Origin of the sequence: Enterobacter sp. 241F3 (assembly GCF_034106785.1) — a bacterium.
Lineage (GTDB): Bacteria > Pseudomonadota > Gammaproteobacteria > Enterobacterales > Enterobacteriaceae > Enterobacter > Enterobacter vonholyi.
The window spans coordinates 48,391-65,046 of the sequence record NZ_JAWNDD010000009.1 but is presented as its reverse complement, the minus strand read 5'-3'; the positions used below and the strand labels follow the sequence as shown (position 1 = coordinate 65,046).

Sequence of the window (16,656 nt, the reverse complement as noted above, 5' to 3'; positions counted from 1 at the left end):
ACAAAAGCTAATATGAAAATCCAGCCAAAATGCTGAATTTTTTGGCCAGGGCAACGATGAGTCACCAAAAATAATAGTCAAAACAGGTATTAATCGAAAATGACAAATACACAAATTGGATTTGTGTTATGTGAACGCATGCTAAGTTCCGGTCTCAGTCTGCCGATTGAAATGTGGAAAGCCGCAGCCAGCAGCTATTTAGCCGAGCAAAAAACAACATCCCACGCAGACACGCACAAAACGGAGACATCTGCGTTCAGGCTCTGTCGTCCGGAGAATATACTGAAAGTTCATACTATTGGCATAAATAACGAGCCCATCCTGACGCAAAGTGGCTTTAGCATTACCACCGATACCACGCTTGCCGCAGACAGGCACTATGACGTTATCTATCTTCCTGCCCTGTGGCGCAACCCTCGAGCAGTGGTCAGACAAAAGCCTGAACTTCTGAAATGGTTGACCGAGCAGGCTGTGCGAGGAACCCGTATCGCTGCCGTCGGAACGGGCTGCTGTTTTCTGGCGGAGTCGGGATTGCTCAACGGAAAGCCCGCCACCACCCACTGGCACTACTTCAAACAATTCTCGCGCGACTACCCCAGCGTAAAATTACAAACCAAACATTTTCTCACGCAGGCCGATAATATTTACTGTGCCGCCAGCGTTAAGGCCCTGTCAGATCTGACGATTCATTTTATCGAAACGATATACGGGAAACGTGTGGCCACACATACACAACGGACATTTTTCCATGAAATTCGTAGTCAGTTTGATCGCCAGTGTTACAGTGAAGAAAACAAACCGCATCCGGATGAAGATATTGTTCAAATTCAAACCTGGATAAAAGCCAACTGCGCCTCGGATATATCCATGCAGAATCTTGCCGATATGGCTGGCATGAGTTTGCGCAACTTCAACCGTCGCTTTAAAAATGCCACCGACATATCCCCCCTGCAGTATTTATTAACCGCCAGAATTGAATCCGCCATGACAATGCTGCAATCCACCAATCTGTGCATTCAGGAGATCGCCAATGCGGTGGGATATCAGGATATTGCGCACTTTAATCGCCAGTTTAAGCATAAAACAACGGTTTCACCGGGGGATTACCGTAAGACCGTCCGGGCAAAGATGTTTAGTGCATAAACGCCGGTCATCTCTGATAATGAAAAGATGACCACGAGGAGGTTCAACGTGCAAGGCGTACCGGAACAGTTTAATGATGAAAGAGACAGCGCGCGCTTTCGCCATCTGGCGCAGCTGCCGGGCCTGGAGCTTTATCATGCCCATATTTCTGACTACGCCTTTGAGCCTCACACCCATGAAGCCTTCGGGATCGGCACGATTGAAACCGGTGCCGAACGCTTTCGCTATCGCGGTACCCAGCATCTCGCGGCGGAAAAATCCGTCGTTACCATGAACCCGGACGAGATCCACACCGGTGAATCCGCCACCGAGGGCGGCTGGCGCTACCGGATGGTCTATATCGAACCCGATCTGCTTGAAGAGGTGACCGGCCTCAGGCACTGGTGGTTTAGCGACGTGACCCGCCATGACCCGTTGCGCTCACACCAAATCGGCAGGCTGATTTACGGCCTGTGGCACACGGACGATCCGCTTGCGCAAAAAGGATTACTGCTGGATCTGATTGAGACCTTCCAGCCGCTGGCCCATCACGCGCCGGTGATTCAGGAGGGCGCGCACCGCTTCGAACGCGTACGCGAGTACCTGCACGACAACTACATGCACCCCCTGACGCTTGACGAGCTGGCCAGCGTCGTTTCACTCAGCCCGTATCATTTTCAGCGCCAGTTCAAAGCCCATTTTCACGTGACGCCGCATCAGATGCTGATGGCCATTCGCCTCTGGCGCGCCAAAGCATTCCTCACGCACGGCATGCCCGCCGCAGAGGTCGCCGCCGCAACCGGGCTGACCGATCAGTCTCATCTCACCCGCGCGTTTACCCGCCGCTACGGCATTACGCCCGTGCGCTACCAGAAGCAAGTCATCCGGCGCTAATGCGCAATCTCATACAATACGCGCGTATTTTCCCCTCCTACACTGCATACAGCGTAAATACCTGTGGATGGAAAAATGATTAGTGGAGTGTTGTATGCCCTGCTGGCCGGGATGATGTGGGGTCTGATTTTCGTCGGCCCGCTGATCGTGCCCGAGTATCCGGCAATATTGCAGTCGACCGGACGTTATCTGGCGCTGGGGCTGATTGCCCTGCCTCTGGCGTGGCTGGGACGCGCGCGCTTGCGTCAGCTCAGCCGTCAGGACTGGGGTACCGCGCTGGCGCTGACCATGATGGGTAATCTTATCTATTACGTTTGCCTCGCGAGCGCCATTCAGCGTACCGGTGCGCCGGTATCAACCATGATTATCGGCACGCTGCCGGTCGTCATCCCCGTCTTTGCTAACCTGCTCTACAGCCAGCGCGATGGCAAACTGGCGTGGTCTAAAATGGCGCCGGCGCTGATATGCACCGCCCTGGGGCTGGTATGCGTCAATATTGCCGAACTGCGTCATGGGCAGGCGGATGTTGACCTGTGGCGTTACGGTTCTGGCATTCTGCTGGCGTTCATTTCCGTGGCGTGCTGGGCATGGTATGCCCTGCGCAACGCGCGCTGGCTGCGGGAGAACCCGGACAAGCACCCGATGATGTGGGCGACAGCGCAGGCGCTGGTCACGCTGCCCGTATCAGTCGTAGGGTATCTCGGCGCATGCCTCTGGCTGGGCCATCAGCAGCCGGACTTCGCCCAGCCTTTCGGGCCAAGACCGTGGGTGTTTATCGGCCTGATGGTGGCGATTGCGGTGCTGTGTTCATGGGTGGGCGCGCTGTGCTGGAATATTGCCAGCCAGAAGCTGCCGACGGTGATATTAGGGCCGCTGATTGTCTTCGAAACCCTGGCCGGACTGCTTTATACCTTTCTGATGCGCCAGAGCGTACCGCCGCTGTTCACGACCTGTGGGATCGTGCTGTTGGTGGTGGGGGTAGTGATGGCGGTGAGAGCGAAGCCGGAAAAACCGAGGGTTGTTCCGGCATCGGAGATGTGAGTATTGCCCGGCGGCGCTGCGCTTGCAGAGCCTACAAAACCGTAGGCCCGGTAAGGCGTAGCCGCCACCGGGCAAGCCCTTAAAACGTTTCCCAGTTCCCTTCAGACGCCGCCGCGACAGGCTGCGCTTTTGGCACATAGGTTTTTACCGGCGCCGCTTTTACCGCCTGGTTGCGGGTAATTTTGAACACCGCCACCGCTTCGTTCAGGCGTGCAGCCTGATCTTCCAGCGCCGCCGCCGCGGCCGCAGACTCCTCCACCAGCGAGGCGTTCTGCTGGGTCACGCGGTCCATCTCGGCTACCGCCTGGCCCACCTGGTCGATACCACGGCTCTGCTCGTCAGAGGCCGATGCAATTTCGCCCATGATGTCGGTGACGCGGGTGACCGCATTGACGATCTCTGCCATCGTCTCCCCGGCTTCGTTAACCAGCTGAGAGCCCGCGTTCACGCGTTCACCGGAATCGTCGATCAGCGCTTTAATCTCTTTCGCCGCCTGAGCGCTGCGCTGGGCAAGAGTACGCACTTCGCCTGCCACAACTGCAAAACCACGGCCCTGCTCGCCCGCACGCGCGGCTTCCACCGCCGCGTTTAACGCCAGGATATTCGTCTGGAAGGCAATGCCGTCGATCACGTTAGTAATTTGCGCAATTTTGCTGGAGCTGGTGGCGATTTCGTCCATCGTCCGCACGACGCCTTCAACCACCTTACCGCCCTTCTTCGCCGTTGAGGAGGCATCCAGTGCCAGACGGGAAGCCTGACGCGCGTTATCGGCGTTCTGCTTCACGGTCGCCGTCAGCTGTTCCATGCTGGCTGCCGTCTCTTCCAGAGACGCGGCCTGCTGCTCGGTACGGGAAGAGAGGTCGTTACTGCCAGCGGAGATTTCGCCTGCACCGGTGTAAATGGTATCTGCGCCTTCACGCACCACGCCCACGGTGTTTGCCAGCGAAGTTTGCATCTCCTGCACGTTGCGCGCCAGGATGGCCATTTCATTATTACCGTCTGCCTGAATCGGCTGGGTGAGATCGCCTGCCGCAATAGAGCGAATATGGTTAATCACCTCTTCAAGAGGCAGCAGCAGCACGCGGCGCATGGCGATCCAGCTGGAGATAATCACCACAATCACCAGCAGCATAACCGCAGAAAGGATCCACAGGATGCGCTTGTAGTCGCTTTCATTGTCCTGGATGCCTTTATCGGTAAGCATTGCCTGCGCTTCGCGCCATTCACGATATACCGTCTGCATCGCATTTTGTTTCTGTTCGGCATTCTGCTTGAACATATCTTCCAGATTGCCCTGGCTCAGCAGAACGTTCATTTGCGTCAGCGTTGCAGAGTAAATGCGGTACTGCTCTTCGAGTTGGTTGGTCAGGTTCTCATCCAGGCCAGGCGTGTTCGGCAGGGCATAGTATTTATCGTAATGAACCTGCGCTTCAGTCAGCAGATTTTTCGCCGTGGTCACCAGCTCATTCAGCTGACCGCCGTTAATTTGTGAGGCCATGCTGCTTTGCAGGCGCAGCATCCCGCGGTTCAGGGTGACGCGAGCCTGGTTCAGACTGATCCACGCATCGGTAAACTCCGCCACGTTCTTGCTGGAGAGCTGCGACACGGTGAAGTTGTCTTTATCGTTATTCAGGGCGTTGATAAAGATACCGGCGGAAATCACTTGCATGATGCCGAGCACAAGCAGCACCGAAATCAGAAGGGTAATGACTTTTATACGTTTAAACATGCGTTGCCTTTGTTATATGCAGGTTTGTCTGACGTGGATATATCGGCAGGCGCGGCGGGTTGTTTACTGTTTCTCCACCTTTAAAAAGTTTCGAAACCACTTTCCTGAGCCCATTCAGAGAGTTAAAAGTGAGATTTTTTTGTGATCCACATCTCACTTTCCCCCTTCCCTCTAAAGGGTTATAGCGCTGACAAAAAGATGTATTTAATATGCATCTTATATTATTGATGACGAGGTAACTGCTATGGCCTTTCGCGACCAACCCCTTGGCGAGCTGGCGCTCTCCATTCCTCGCGCTTCTGCGCTGTTCCGTAAATACGATATGGACTACTGCTGCGGCGGTAAGCAAACACTGGAGCGGGCGGCTTCACGCAAAGAGCTGGACGTTGAGGTTATTGAAGCAGAGCTGGCGCAGCTGGCCGAGCAGCCCGTCGACAAAGACTGGCGAACCGCCCCGCTCGCGGAAATCATCGACCATATCATCGTGCGTTATCATGACCGTCACCGTGAGCAACTGCCGGAACTGATTCTTCAGGCGACCAAAGTCGAGCGCGTCCATGCCGACAAACCTTCCGTACCGCGCGGTCTGGCAAAGTACCTGACCCTGCTGCACGAAGAGCTTTCAAGCCACATGATGAAGGAAGAGCAGATCCTCTTCCCGATGATTAAACAGGGTATGGGAAGCCAGGCGATGGGGCCCATCAGCGTGATGGAAAGCGAGCATGATGACGCGGGCGAACTGCTGGAAGTGATCAAACACACCACCCACAACGTTACGCCGCCGCCAGAAGCGTGTACAACGTGGAAAGCGATGTACAACGGCATTAACGAGATGATTGACGACCTGATGGAACACATCAGTCTCGAGAACAACGTTCTGTTCCCGCGGGCATTAGCGGGGGAATAAAAAAGGCCGCTGCGGCCTGATGCCCTCACCCCGCCCCTCTGCCACGGGAGAGGGTGCAAAAACTAAAAACGGCAACCGAAGTTGCCGTTTTGCTTTTACCGTACGCCTGCCATACGTTTCTTACCGATAAACACCCAGCCCAGCCCCAGCGCGATAAACCACAGCGGCGTGACGATGAGTGCCTGACGGGTATCATCTTCCAGCGTCAGCAGAACCAGCACGAAGACGAAGAACGCCATACACACCCAGCACATCAGCTTGCCCAGCGGCATCTTGTAGATCGATTTCTCATGCAGATGTGGGCGCTGCTTGCGGTACACCAGATATGAACAGAGGATGATGGTCCAGACGAACATAAACAGGATCGCTGAGACCGTGGTAATCATGGTGAACGCGCCAATCACGCTTGGGTTCACGTAGAGCATCACCACGCCGCCCAGCAGGCACATGCAGGAGAAGGTCAACCCTTTTGCCGGTACGGCACGCTTAGAGAGCTTGGCGAACGCGCTCGGCGCTACGCCTTCCTGCGCCAGACCAAACAGCATACGGCTGGTTGAGAACACGCCGCTGTTCGCGGAAGAGGCCGCAGAGGTCAGCACCACGAAGTTAATCAGGCTCGCTGCCGCAGGCAGGCCTACCAGCACGAACAGCTCAACGAACGGGCTTTTGCTTGGCACCACCGAGCTCCACGGCGTCACGGACATAATGACGATCAGCGCGAAGACGTAGAACATGATGATACGCAGCGGAATAGAGTTTATCGCGCGCGGGAGAGACTTCTCGGGATCTTTGGTCTCCGCAGCGGTCGTTCCGACCAGCTCAATTCCCACAAACGCGAACACCGCGATCTGGAAGCCGGCAAAGAAGCCGCTGATGCCTTTCGGGAACCAGCCGCCGTCATTCCACAGATGGGTAAACGATGCCTGAACGCCGGTTGGTGACTGGAAGTGGGTGAGCACCATCACCAGGCCCACCACGATGAGCCCGACAATGGCCACGATTTTGATCATCGCGAACCAGAACTCCATCTCACCGAACATTTTAACGGTGGCGAGGTTCAGGCTCAGCAGCAGAACAATAACCGCCAGCGAGGCGACCCAGTCCGACAGACCCGGGAACCAGAACTGCGCGTAGGCGGTAATCGCCACGACGTCCGCCATACCGGTGACAACCCAGCAGAACCAGTAGGTCCAGCCGGTGAAATAGCCCGCCCACGGCCCGAGCAGGTCAGAAGCGAAGTCGCTAAAGGATTTGTATTCGAGGTTCGAGAGCAGCAGTTCACCCATTGCACGCATCACGAAGAACAGCATAAAACCGATAATCATATAAACGAATATGATTGACGGCCCGGCGAGACTAATAGTTTTGCCTGACCCCATAAACAGCCCGGTACCGATGGCACCCCCGATGGCAATGAGCTGTATATGACGGTTTGTGAGATTGCGCCGTAGCGACTGTTCAGACGACGCCCCTTCGTCGGCGACGACTTTAACCTGATCTACCATGTGATATTTTCCTGTTTATGCCTGTCTGTGTTGTTAAGGCTCTTCTGGCCTTTAAATACGTCAAAAGATGACGTTCCCTTGTAAGGGCTAATCGATATTAGGTAAGAATCGGCGGGATGAATACTATGATTTAGATATTATGTTAATAATATGTTGAAAGTGAGTGTCATATCACTCATGCAGCGCGAAACAGCTCACAAAAATACACGCAACAGTTTCGTTTGCAAGATAAAATGTTGATTGCACCATAACTATAGGTTTTTACACTATTTTCCTCTCCCCAACCGGAGAGAGGAAATAAGAAAAGTCGATTACAGAATTTCCAGCAGCTCGACTTCAAAGACCAGGGTGCTGAATGGCGGGATGGACGCGCCAGCGCCGCGCTCGCCGTAGGCCAGGTTATGCGGAATAGTCAGTTCCCATTTGGAACCGACTGGCATCAGGGTCAGCGCTTCAATCCAGCCTGCGATAACGCCGTTCACCGGGAACTCAGCCGGTTCGCCGCGCGCCACGGAGCTGTCGAACACGGTACCGTCGATCAGCTTACCGGTGTAGTGTACGCGAACGTGGTCGGTACGCGCCGGGATTGCGCCGTCACCCTGATTGATCACGCGGAACTGCAGACCAGACTCGGTGCTGTTCACGCCTTCACGCTCACGGTTCTCTTCCAGATATTTCACACCTTCGGCGGCCATCTCTTCAAAGCGTGCGCGACGCACGGCGTCAGCACGCTCGTGGATTTCACGCAGCGCACGGTGCACAACGTCAACCGGAACGGCAGGCTGTTTGCCTTCCAGTGCGTCAGCGATACCCGCCACCAGCGCTTCTGGTAACAGACCTTCCAGGCCGGATTCGCTCAGCTGCTGTCCTACCTGCAAGCCGATACCGTAACTTGCCTGCGCTTCGATAGTGTCAAAAGTCGGGGTGGTCATGGGTTTTCCTTCCATCACATTTAAAGTAGCGGGCAGCATATCAGCCATGCCCTTATGGGTAAAACTTTGTCTGAAGTTAAGGTGACAAACCGCGACGAAACAGAAACAATAGAGATAACCAGGATTAATCCCGAACTGATGTCACGGATGTCGGGTTTGCTACGCCGTTCAGGCAGTTAGCAAACTATACTTCGGAACACAGGATAAAAAAGACGCGGAGCAGGAGGAGTGCCATGCCCGGGCGATTTGAACTGAAACCTACCCTGGCGAAAATCTGGCAGGCGCCGGACAATTTTCGCATCATGGACCCGCTGCCTCCTCTGCATCGCAGAGGGATTATCATTGGCGCGCTGATGGTGATCGTGGGCTTCCTGCTTCCTTCCGGGAGCAATGATGTCGATACCGTACCCGTTACCCGGAATGCCCAACTGGACATTCAGTCGCAGACGCGACCGCAGCCTGACGCACAGCCGATGCAAACGCAGCTTGTCACCCCGTCTAACGATCCGGGTCAGGTTGCACCGGTTGAGCCAGAGCCCATTCAGGATGAACAACCACAGGATCAAGCCGCCGCTCAGCCTCAGACGCAACAGCCTACCGGCATCGAGCAACAGTGGCGTTCCTATCGCGTGGAGCCGGGAAAAACCCTGGCACAGCTGTTCCGCGACCATAACCTGCCGCCAACCGACGTGTATGCCATGGCGAAGGTGGAAGGTGCAGGTAAGCCGCTCAGTAACCTGCAGAATGGACAGATGGTGCAGGTTCGTCAGAATGCCAGCGGTGTGGTGACAGGATTAACGATTGATACAGGAAACGGACAACAGGTGCTGTTTACCCGCCAGCCAGACGGCAGTTTTATCAGGGCGCGTTAAGTGCCCGGAGCTGTAAAAAGCAAAACGCCGGCACAAGGCCGGCGTTTCAACGTGAGCAGAGTAAAAAATTACTCAGCTACAACGTTAACAACCAGTTTAGCGAACACTTCGCTGTGAACCTGGAAGTCAACTTCGTGCTCACCAGTGGTACGCAGAACGCCGTTCGGCAGACGAACTTCGCTCTTAGCCACTTTAACGCCTGCAGCAGTTACTGCATCAGCGATATCGCGGGTACCGATGGAACCGAACAGTTTACCTTCGTCGCCAGATTTAGACGCGATGGTAACGGTGCCCAGTGCGTTGATTGCTTCAGCGCGAGCGTTAGCAGCCGCCAGAACGTCAGCCAGTTTGGCTTCCAGTTCAGCGCGACGTGCTTCGAAAAACTCTACGTTTTTCTTGGTAGCTGGAACAGCTTTACCCTGTGGAACCAGGAAGTTACGTGCGTAACCCGCTTTAACGTTAACCTGATCACCCAGGCTGCCCAGGTTTGCTACTTTATCAAGCAGAATAACTTGCATTACCTTATCCTCTTAAAGTCGTATTAATGGACCGTGCCCGATTACTGATGACGATCAGTGTACGGCAGCAGGGACAGGTAGCGAGCGCGTTTGATAGCGCGAGCCAGCTGACGCTGGTATTTTGCACGAGTACCGGTGATACGGCTTGGGACAATCTTACCGCTTTCGGTGATGTAGTTTTTCAGCGTTGCGATATCTTTATAGTCGATCTCTTGAACGCCTTCCGCGGTGAAACGGCAGAACTTGCGACGACGGAAATAACGTGCCATATGGCTAGTCTCCAGAATCTATCAAATCAATCTGCTCGGCATGCAGAACCATTTTGCTCAGGCCGTTCTTTGCCTTGTGGCAAGAGATGAACCCCTGAACGATTACTGCGCTACCGACCGTTAAACTGTGAGTAATGGCCTGGTTTTCGTGTCCGCTAATAATAACGGGCATTTGGCACCACGCCTGCCGGTGAAACCCGGCTTCCTCTTGCACAGAACGATGCTCAAGCACGAACTGGCAATGCGGAATTCCTGATGGACTGACCTTTCGAAGGGGAGCCCTGCATACGATGCCGGACAACGCCAGACGGTTGGTCATCAGAAATTACTCTTCAGAATCCCCAGCATCAGAATCATCTGCGGTTTCGTTTGCGAAATCATCGCGACGCTCACGGCGCTCGTCTTTCGCTTTAACCATCGGAGATGCTTCGGTAACTGCGTTTTTGGTACGCATAACCATGCTGCGGATAACGGCATCGTTGAAGCGGAAGGTAGTTTCCAGCTCATCGATAACTTCCTGCGGCGCTTCAACGTTCATCAGAACGTAGTGTGCTTTGTGCAGTTTGTTGATCGGGTAAGCCAGCTGACGGCGGCCCCAGTCTTCCAGACGGTGGATCGTACCTTCTGCACCAGTGATGGCAGCAGAGTAACGCTCGATCATACCCGGAACCTGTTCGCTCTGGTCAGGATGGACCATAAAAACGATTTCGTAATGACGCATCGAATTGCTCCTTACGGATTATTCAGCCTCCTGTCTGGGTCAGCCGAGGCCCGGGGAGGCAAGGAACGTGTTAAAGGTCGGCTGAAAAATTGACGCGTCATAATACTTGCGCGCCCCTGGAAACTCAAGCTGATTGCACAAATAATTCGCACAAAGCGCGAAGCGGGTCTAAGTAGGTGATTTAAAATTGGCCACACCCGGAAGCGTTGTTTTTTTGAACAACTGCATCAGAAATGGTCACGCATCCCCGCTGGATGAGTGATTACACTTTAATCAGAGATCGCCTGAATTAAAGAAGGAGCATCCCCCCTCTCGCAGCACGTAGTCGTGGAGCGCATATCATGAAAAAAATCGCATTAGCCATAATGGCGGCGCTTTTGCTCAATGCAAACGCGATGGCAGCCATCAAGATAGACAGCCGACAGGCCAGAAACATGGATGATGTGCAAAGCTTGGGCGTAATTTACATCAATCATAATTTCGCCACGGAAAGTGAAGCAGGTCAGGCCCTAAATGAAGAAACCGATGCGCAGGGCGCAACCTATTACCACGTGATGTTAACCCGTGAGCCCGGCAGCAACGGCAACATGCACGCCAGTGCAGATATTTACCGATAACGCTTTAACGCTAGCACCAGGAAAGCCAACAACGAGAACATAGCCATAGTTGACGTTGCCCCCTGCCCGGGGGCTTTTTTTTGAGAAAGGCTCCGGAATACCATCGGTAAAAGACCCTCTGAGATCCTCCTGAAACGGGAAGATCGGGAGTTAAGTTGCTGCGCATTTAAAGGTGCTGGCGGAAAAATGCCACCGTGGCGTCCAGCGCCGCTGGCGTGATGCGGTGGTGGACGCCCGCTTCCCACAGACAGGTGAGATTACCGTCCAGGCCTGCATTTATTAACGCCTGCTGCAGACGGAAGGTTCCCTCGGGCGGGACCACATCATCTGCATCACCGTGCCATAGCAGCAGTGGGCGATCGGCCACGCGCGGCAATGACCGGGACACATCCCACTCTTCGAGCGTCGCGGTGATTTCCGCTGAATCCTGAGGGGGAAAGAGCGTCTTCGCCAGCGACGTAAAATAGCCCGAGCCCATCAGGCAGGCGACCGACTTCACTTCCGGATGATGCGTCATAATCCCCAGCGCCGTCATACCGCCCATCGACGCCCCGGCGACAGCCAGACGATTGTCGGCAACCAGGCCGGCCTCATAAAGCGCATCGCGCACCCCGGCAAACTCGGTCAGACTCCCGTGCAGAATGTGCCAGAACTGCCCAAGCCGCGCCTGTTCATTGCCCGTAAAGCGGGCGCCGTGGTGAGGCGCATCCGGCATCACCACGCGAAAACCCGCCTGCGCCAGCGCAACCGCAAAATAACTGTAAACCTGCTTCGATGAGGTGAACCCGTGATAAAAAACCACAACAGGCAGCGGTTTATCACGTTTACCCGCAGGCATCGCGTGTAAAATTTCATGGTCGCCGAGGTGGCGTATTTCAATTTCAATCATTGTCGACCCTGTGCGAATGTATGATTCATAATGTTGAGAACTGGGTTACGCTTTCACGTCATTTTCATTCGAAATATACGTCCCAGATAACACTTCGGGAACATTCCCCCAAAACTAAATTCACAGACAACTACACTATGGCTATCAGGAAACGAGATATGGTTATGCGCAGGTTTGCTGCTTTAGTGCTGGTGTTTCTGCTCAGTGGCTGTAGCGCGCTGCAGGGAACGCCGCAACCCGCTCCACCGGTCGCCGATCATCCACAGGAGATTCGTCGTAATCAGACGGAAGGATTACAACGAATGGGCACGATTTCCGCGCTGGTACGCGGCTCCCCGGATGACGCAGAAGCGGCAATAAAAGCACAGGCCGTCGCCGCCAAAGCAGATTATTACGTCATCATTATGATCGACGAAACCATCATAACGGGACAGTGGTATTCACAGGCCATTTTGTACCGTAAATAATGGTTTTCCTTTGAACGAGATTTACACTGCTTTGCGTCCATAGACATTTTCCTGTCCACAATAAACTCCATGCCCGCGTCAATGGAAGGGAGTTTATTCGCGAAGGATTGCCCGGCGGATACCGGAGATATGTGAAATGGAGCTGACAATGAAACGAACTCTTGCTTTGACCTCTCTGTTGCTCTCAGCAGGCCTGGTGAGCACCACCGCGCAGTCAGCAGAATTCGCCAGTGCTGACTGTGTGACTGGCCTGAATGAAATTGGCCAGATCTCCGTGAATAATATCTCGGGGAGCCCGCAGGACGTTGAACGCGTTGTGGCATTAAAGGCCGATGAGCAGGGTGCTTCATGGTATCGCATCATCCAGATGCAGGAAGATCACCACATCGACCACTGGCGAGTACAGGCCATTCTTTACGTGTAATATCCCCCCTGATAAAAGCCACTTATTTTTAGTGGCTTTTCGTTTTTGCAAATCTTTTATCTTATGAAAAACCAATCAATAACAAGAAAATAACATTTTGTTACATTAATTCAGTAAACGTAATCCCCGCTCTGCCGTTGAAGAACCATACCTTTTCAATGATGAGCAATTTATGATCAACATTTTTCGCCGTGCAGGCTTGGGGGCAAAGCTGTCGCTGCTTACGGGCATCAGTGTCGCCACGCTGTTTCTGCTTTTCACTTTTCTGCTCAGTCAAAAAGCCAGCCAGCAGCTTGAAGCCCTCGCCGTCGAAGATCTGCATAATCAGTCTACAGGCATGGTCGACATGGTGCAGATGTTTAATACCAGCCTGAGCGAAGAAGTCGAAAGCTACACCAAACTGTTTACGACATTTCTGCCCCAGCCTTTTAGCGTCGATACTCAGCAGCCCCGGACCATTAACGGGCTCACCGTTCCCCTACTGAAAGGGGGAGAAGCTGAACTCCATGAAAATACCTCTTTTTCCGATGATTTTCTGAGCCGTACGGGAGCAATCTCCACGCTGTTTGTACGCAGCGGTAACGACTTTGTTCGCGTCGCCACCTCCCTGCGCAAAGAGAACGGCGAGCGGGCGATGGGCACCTTGCTGGATACCGCCAGCCCGGCCTTTGCCGCCGTCAACAGAGGGGAAGTCTACCGTGGCCTGGCGCTGCTGTTTGGCAAACGCTATATCACCCAGTATCAGCCGGTTAAAAACGCCGAAGGCCAGGTCATTGCGATCGTCTTTGTTGGCGTAGACATTACGCATTCCTGGAACGTCATGCGCGAGAAAATCCTCACCCGTCGCCTGGGCGAGAGCGGCCACTTCTTCGTGCTGGATCGCAGCAACGGCAAAACGCGCGGGCAATACCTGTTCCATGCCGGTGAAGAGGGACAGCTGCCAAAGTGGGACGGCGCGACGCAGCAACAGCTTTTGAGTGACAAGCCCGGCACGCTGGAACGCGTAAGCGACGACGGCCGCACGCTGAAAATGGCCTATACCCCGCTGCCAGGCTGGAACTGGACTATCGTCGGCGAAGTGGATAAATCGGTGCTGCTCTCAAGCGTTACCGCCATGCGCGATCGCTTCCTGCTGGCCGGCGTGGTCTTATCCATCCTGTTTGCTGGCCTGTTCGTGATTCTTATTCGCCGCGTGCTGACCCGACCGCTGCGCAAAGTGATCCATCTTGCCCGGCAATATGCCGCAGGGGATCTCCGTTCCAGCCTGCCCGTGACGCGCCAGGACGAAGTCGGCCAGCTGATCGACGCCATCAACGGCATCGGCGGCGGCCTGCAAAAAATTGTCCTGCAGGTCCGCGAGGCCGCTGGCGAGATCCATTTGAGCACCAACGCGCTGGCCGCCGACACCGGCGAGATTTCAGAGCAGATCAACAAGCAGGCGAGCAGCGTGGAAGAGACCTCCGCCAGCATGGAGCAGCTGGCCGCCACCGTGCAGCAAAATGCCGCCAACATGGAGCAAACGCAGCAGCTGGTCGGTGAAACCTCGCTCGCGGTCCATCAGGGCGGTGAGACGGTCACCCACGCGGTGTCGACCATGGACGATATTCGCGAAGCGTCAAAACGCATCGAAGACATCACGCGCGTGATCGAATCCATCGCTTTCCAGACCAATATTCTGGCGCTGAATGCGGCAGTGGAAGCGGCCCGCGCGGGTGAGCACGGAAAAGGGTTTGCGGTAGTCGCGCAGGAAGTTCGCGCCCTGGCGGGACGCAGCGCTAACGCGGTGAAGGAGATTGAACAGCTGATTGGCGATACGCTCAGAAAAGTGAGTGAGGGCCATGCGCTGTCTGAAAAGACCCGCCTGGCGATGGATGACATCATCATTCATATCGATAACATCAGCCAGCTGGTCACCGAGATTAACCATGCCTCACGCGAGCAGTCCGCAGGGATTGGCCAGGTTAATCTCGCCATGACCCACATTGGCGAAGCGTCGCATATCAATGCGGATCGCATCTCACGCAGCGAACAAACGGCTCAAACGCTGCGCGAGAAGGGATCACATCTGGCCCAGCTGGTGAGTCTGTTCCAGCTAAAAGGCTAGCCAACTCTGCCCGTCGCACGCAGCAGCAGGTCGCTTTGCACCTGCTCGCTCATCAGCGTGCCGCCACGGGTATCGAGCATCATGCGGCACCACGCCTGCGCCACCGGAGGCGACGCGTGCCGCAGCATTTCGCTCCCGGCATCCAGCAGGAAAAGCTGCTGCGCGATCTCCCGCCCCTGCGCCTCCTGCGGTTTACGCAGTTTTTGCTGAAGCTGTCGCCAGCTGCGGTCGAAGTGTCTGTCCTGCCCTTTTACCTGTGCAAACTCATCGGCAAGCAGATCGTGAATCCCCGGCTGCTTCGCCAGCACGCGCAGCACGTCCAGGCACATGATATTTCCTGAACCTTCCCAGATACTGTTCACCGGCATCTCTCGGTACAGGCGGGGAAGTTCGCTCTCTTCGCAATATCCGATCCCGCCCAGCACCTCCATCGCCTCCGCGACAAACGGGATGCCCGCTTTGCACACGCTAAACTTCGCGGCCGGGGTAAACAGCCGCGCCCATGCCGCCTCCTGCGGATCCGTGCGTTTATCCCACGCCCGCGCCAGGCGAAACAGCAGCGCCGTTTGCCCCTCCAGCACCAGCGCCATCCGGCTTAGCACTTCGCGCATGAGCGGCTGATCGATAAGATTTTTGCCGAAGGTCTGGCGCTGATGCGCATGGTACAGCGCCACGGACAGCGCCCGACGCATCAGTCCGTGGCTGCCCAGCGCGCAGTCAAAGCGCGTCAGACCGCCCATTTTGAGGATCTGCCGTACCCCTTCGCCCTCTTCCCCCAGAAGCCAGCCGGAGGCATCGAGGAACTCCGCCTCGCTGCTGGCGTTGGAGCGGTTCCCGAGCTTGTCCTTGAGGCGCTCCAGCCGGACGGCGTTGCGCTGTCCGTCAGGCAAAAAGCGCGGCACAAAAAAGCAGGACAGCCCGCCCTTCGCCTGGGCCAGCACCAGATGCGCATCGCTTTGCGGGACGGAGAAAAACCATTTATGCCCCACCAGCCTGTAGCTGCCGTCGCTGCATTTTTCCGCTTTGGTGGTGTTGCTCAGCACGTCCGAGCCGCCCTGCTTTTCCGTCATCCCCATACCAATCAGCAGGCCGCGCTTTTGCGCGCCGGGGGCCAGATGCGGATCGTAGCGATCGCTGAGCAGCGGCGTCAGCCAGTCGTGAAATATTTTGGGAAGCGCCTGCTGCAGGAGCGGCGTGGCGGCAAACGTCATGGTGACCGGACAAAGCGTGCCCGCTTCCACCTGAGCATGAAGCACAAAGCGTGCGGCCCGCGCGACAAACGACCCTTTACGCGCCTCCTCTTCCCATGCCAGGTTATGCACCCGATTGGCACACAGCCCCTGCATCAGCAGGTGCCACGCCGGGTGAAAGCGAACGTCATCCAGGCGCTCTCCGGTGGCGTCATAGCGAAGCAACTCCGGCGGATTCACGTTCGCCAGCCTGCCCAGCTCCAGCGACTCTGCGGTACCTAACTGCTGCCCGATGCTGGCGAGCAGCTCAACATCCCACTCGGCCCCCTCGCGCGAAACTGCGTCACGCAGCGCGCAGTCCGAAAGGAAAAGGTTGCTGTTGGAAAGCGGTGCGGGTTGATTGAAAACGGTATGGGTCTGCCAGTGCATACTGTCTCCCTCCTTCAGTGGCAATG

General features: G+C 55.4%; 18 protein-coding genes. 9 read left to right on the top strand and 9 right to left on the bottom strand.

What is annotated here, in order from left to right:
* Positions 1 to 99: 99 nt before the first annotated feature.
* The 3 genes from UR504_RS19120 (at position 100) to UR504_RS19110 (ending at position 3,057) form a co-directional block, all read left to right on the top strand.
* On the top strand, positions 100 to 1,143 hold the full coding sequence (locus tag UR504_RS19120; protein ID WP_320740026.1) for a GlxA family transcriptional regulator: 1,044 nt from the start codon (positions 100 to 102) through the stop codon (positions 1,141 to 1,143).
* Positions 1,144 to 1,191: 48 nt separating this feature from the next.
* Positions 1,192 to 2,016: an AraC family transcriptional regulator gene (locus tag UR504_RS19115; RefSeq protein WP_320740024.1), complete on the top strand. Its 825-nt coding sequence runs from the start codon at positions 1,192 to 1,194 to the stop codon at positions 2,014 to 2,016.
* Between the two features lie 75 nt (positions 2,017 to 2,091).
* Positions 2,092 to 3,057, top strand: coding sequence for a DMT family transporter (locus tag UR504_RS19110; RefSeq protein ID WP_320740022.1), 966 nt, complete (start codon positions 2,092 to 2,094; stop codon positions 3,055 to 3,057).
* Between the two features lie 79 nt (positions 3,058 to 3,136).
* Here the strand turns inward: UR504_RS19110 and UR504_RS19105 are convergent, their stop codons facing one another.
* Positions 3,137 to 4,786 (bottom strand): methyl-accepting chemotaxis protein, encoded by a 1,650-nt coding sequence (locus UR504_RS19105; protein ID WP_320740021.1) that lies wholly within the window; start codon positions 4,784 to 4,786, stop codon positions 3,137 to 3,139.
* 244 nt (positions 4,787 to 5,030) lie between these two features.
* Between UR504_RS19105 and ytfE the strand changes: the two genes are divergently transcribed.
* A complete protein-coding gene (gene ytfE, locus UR504_RS19100; RefSeq protein ID WP_143344566.1) occupies positions 5,031 to 5,693 on the top strand; it encodes an iron-sulfur cluster repair protein YtfE in 663 nt (220 codons plus the stop codon).
* A gap of 95 nt (positions 5,694 to 5,788) precedes the next feature.
* On the opposite strand, the gene cycA is transcribed toward ytfE, so the two are convergent.
* Together cycA and fklB are read right to left on the bottom strand one after the other, a co-directional pair.
* On the bottom strand, positions 5,789 to 7,198 hold the full coding sequence (cycA, locus tag UR504_RS19095) for a D-serine/D-alanine/glycine transporter (RefSeq protein WP_302235576.1): 1,410 nt from the start codon (positions 7,196 to 7,198) through the stop codon (positions 5,789 to 5,791).
* Between the two features lie 311 nt (positions 7,199 to 7,509).
* Positions 7,510 to 8,130 carry an FKBP-type peptidyl-prolyl cis-trans isomerase gene (fklB, locus tag UR504_RS19090; RefSeq protein WP_008502892.1) on the bottom strand — a complete coding sequence of 207 codons (621 nt, stop codon included), beginning with the start codon at positions 8,128 to 8,130 and terminating at the stop codon, positions 7,510 to 7,512.
* 233 nt (positions 8,131 to 8,363) lie between these two features.
* Between fklB and UR504_RS19085 the strand changes: the two genes are divergently transcribed.
* Positions 8,364 to 9,002 (top strand): OapA family protein, encoded by a 639-nt coding sequence (locus UR504_RS19085; RefSeq protein ID WP_271369014.1) that lies wholly within the window; start codon positions 8,364 to 8,366, stop codon positions 9,000 to 9,002.
* A gap of 68 nt (positions 9,003 to 9,070) precedes the next feature.
* Here the strand turns inward: UR504_RS19085 and rplI are convergent, their stop codons facing one another.
* From rplI to rpsF, 4 genes are read right to left on the bottom strand one after another with little or no spacing between them, the layout of a single operon-like run.
* A complete protein-coding gene (rplI, locus tag UR504_RS19080) occupies positions 9,071 to 9,520 on the bottom strand; it encodes a 50S ribosomal protein L9 (protein ID WP_024907318.1) in 450 nt (149 codons plus the stop codon).
* A 41-nt stretch (positions 9,521 to 9,561) separates the two neighbouring features.
* Entirely contained in the window at positions 9,562 to 9,789 is a 228-nt protein-coding gene (gene rpsR, locus UR504_RS19075) for a 30S ribosomal protein S18 (RefSeq protein WP_000135199.1), read from the bottom strand.
* A gap of 4 nt (positions 9,790 to 9,793) precedes the next feature.
* Entirely contained in the window at positions 9,794 to 10,108 is a 315-nt protein-coding gene (gene priB / locus UR504_RS19070) for a primosomal replication protein N (RefSeq protein WP_008502895.1), read from the bottom strand.
* A 6-nt stretch (positions 10,109 to 10,114) separates the two neighbouring features.
* A complete protein-coding gene (gene rpsF / locus UR504_RS19065; RefSeq protein ID WP_014068637.1) occupies positions 10,115 to 10,510 on the bottom strand; it encodes a 30S ribosomal protein S6 in 396 nt (131 codons plus the stop codon).
* A gap of 341 nt (positions 10,511 to 10,851) precedes the next feature.
* Between rpsF and yjfY the strand changes: the two genes are divergently transcribed.
* A complete protein-coding gene (yjfY, locus tag UR504_RS19060) occupies positions 10,852 to 11,127 on the top strand; it encodes a DUF1471 family protein YjfY (protein ID WP_302235575.1) in 276 nt (91 codons plus the stop codon).
* 166 nt (positions 11,128 to 11,293) lie between these two features.
* Here yjfY and yjfP read toward each other — a convergent pair whose 3' ends face one another.
* Positions 11,294 to 12,016, bottom strand: coding sequence for an esterase (gene yjfP / locus UR504_RS19055; protein WP_302235574.1), 723 nt, complete (start codon positions 12,014 to 12,016; stop codon positions 11,294 to 11,296).
* 137 nt (positions 12,017 to 12,153) lie between these two features.
* Between yjfP and bsmA the strand changes: the two genes are divergently transcribed.
* The 3 genes from bsmA (at position 12,154) to UR504_RS19040 (ending at position 15,011) form a co-directional block, all read left to right on the top strand.
* Positions 12,154 to 12,483 carry a biofilm peroxide resistance protein BsmA gene (bsmA, locus tag UR504_RS19050; protein WP_111965385.1) on the top strand — a complete coding sequence of 110 codons (330 nt, stop codon included), beginning with the start codon at positions 12,154 to 12,156 and terminating at the stop codon, positions 12,481 to 12,483.
* A gap of 136 nt (positions 12,484 to 12,619) precedes the next feature.
* A complete protein-coding gene (gene yjfN / locus UR504_RS19045) occupies positions 12,620 to 12,907 on the top strand; it encodes a DUF1471 family protease activator YjfN (RefSeq protein ID WP_111965386.1) in 288 nt (95 codons plus the stop codon).
* Positions 12,908 to 13,079: 172 nt separating this feature from the next.
* Entirely contained in the window at positions 13,080 to 15,011 is a 1,932-nt protein-coding gene (locus tag UR504_RS19040; protein ID WP_302235573.1) for a methyl-accepting chemotaxis protein, read from the top strand.
* Here UR504_RS19040 and UR504_RS19035 read toward each other — a convergent pair.
* Positions 15,008 to 16,630, bottom strand: a complete 1,623-nt coding sequence (locus tag UR504_RS19035; RefSeq protein ID WP_302235571.1) for an isovaleryl-CoA dehydrogenase — start codon at positions 16,628 to 16,630, stop codon at positions 15,008 to 15,010. The genes UR504_RS19040 and UR504_RS19035 overlap by 4 nt on opposite strands.
* Positions 16,631 to 16,656: the final 26 nt, after the last annotated feature.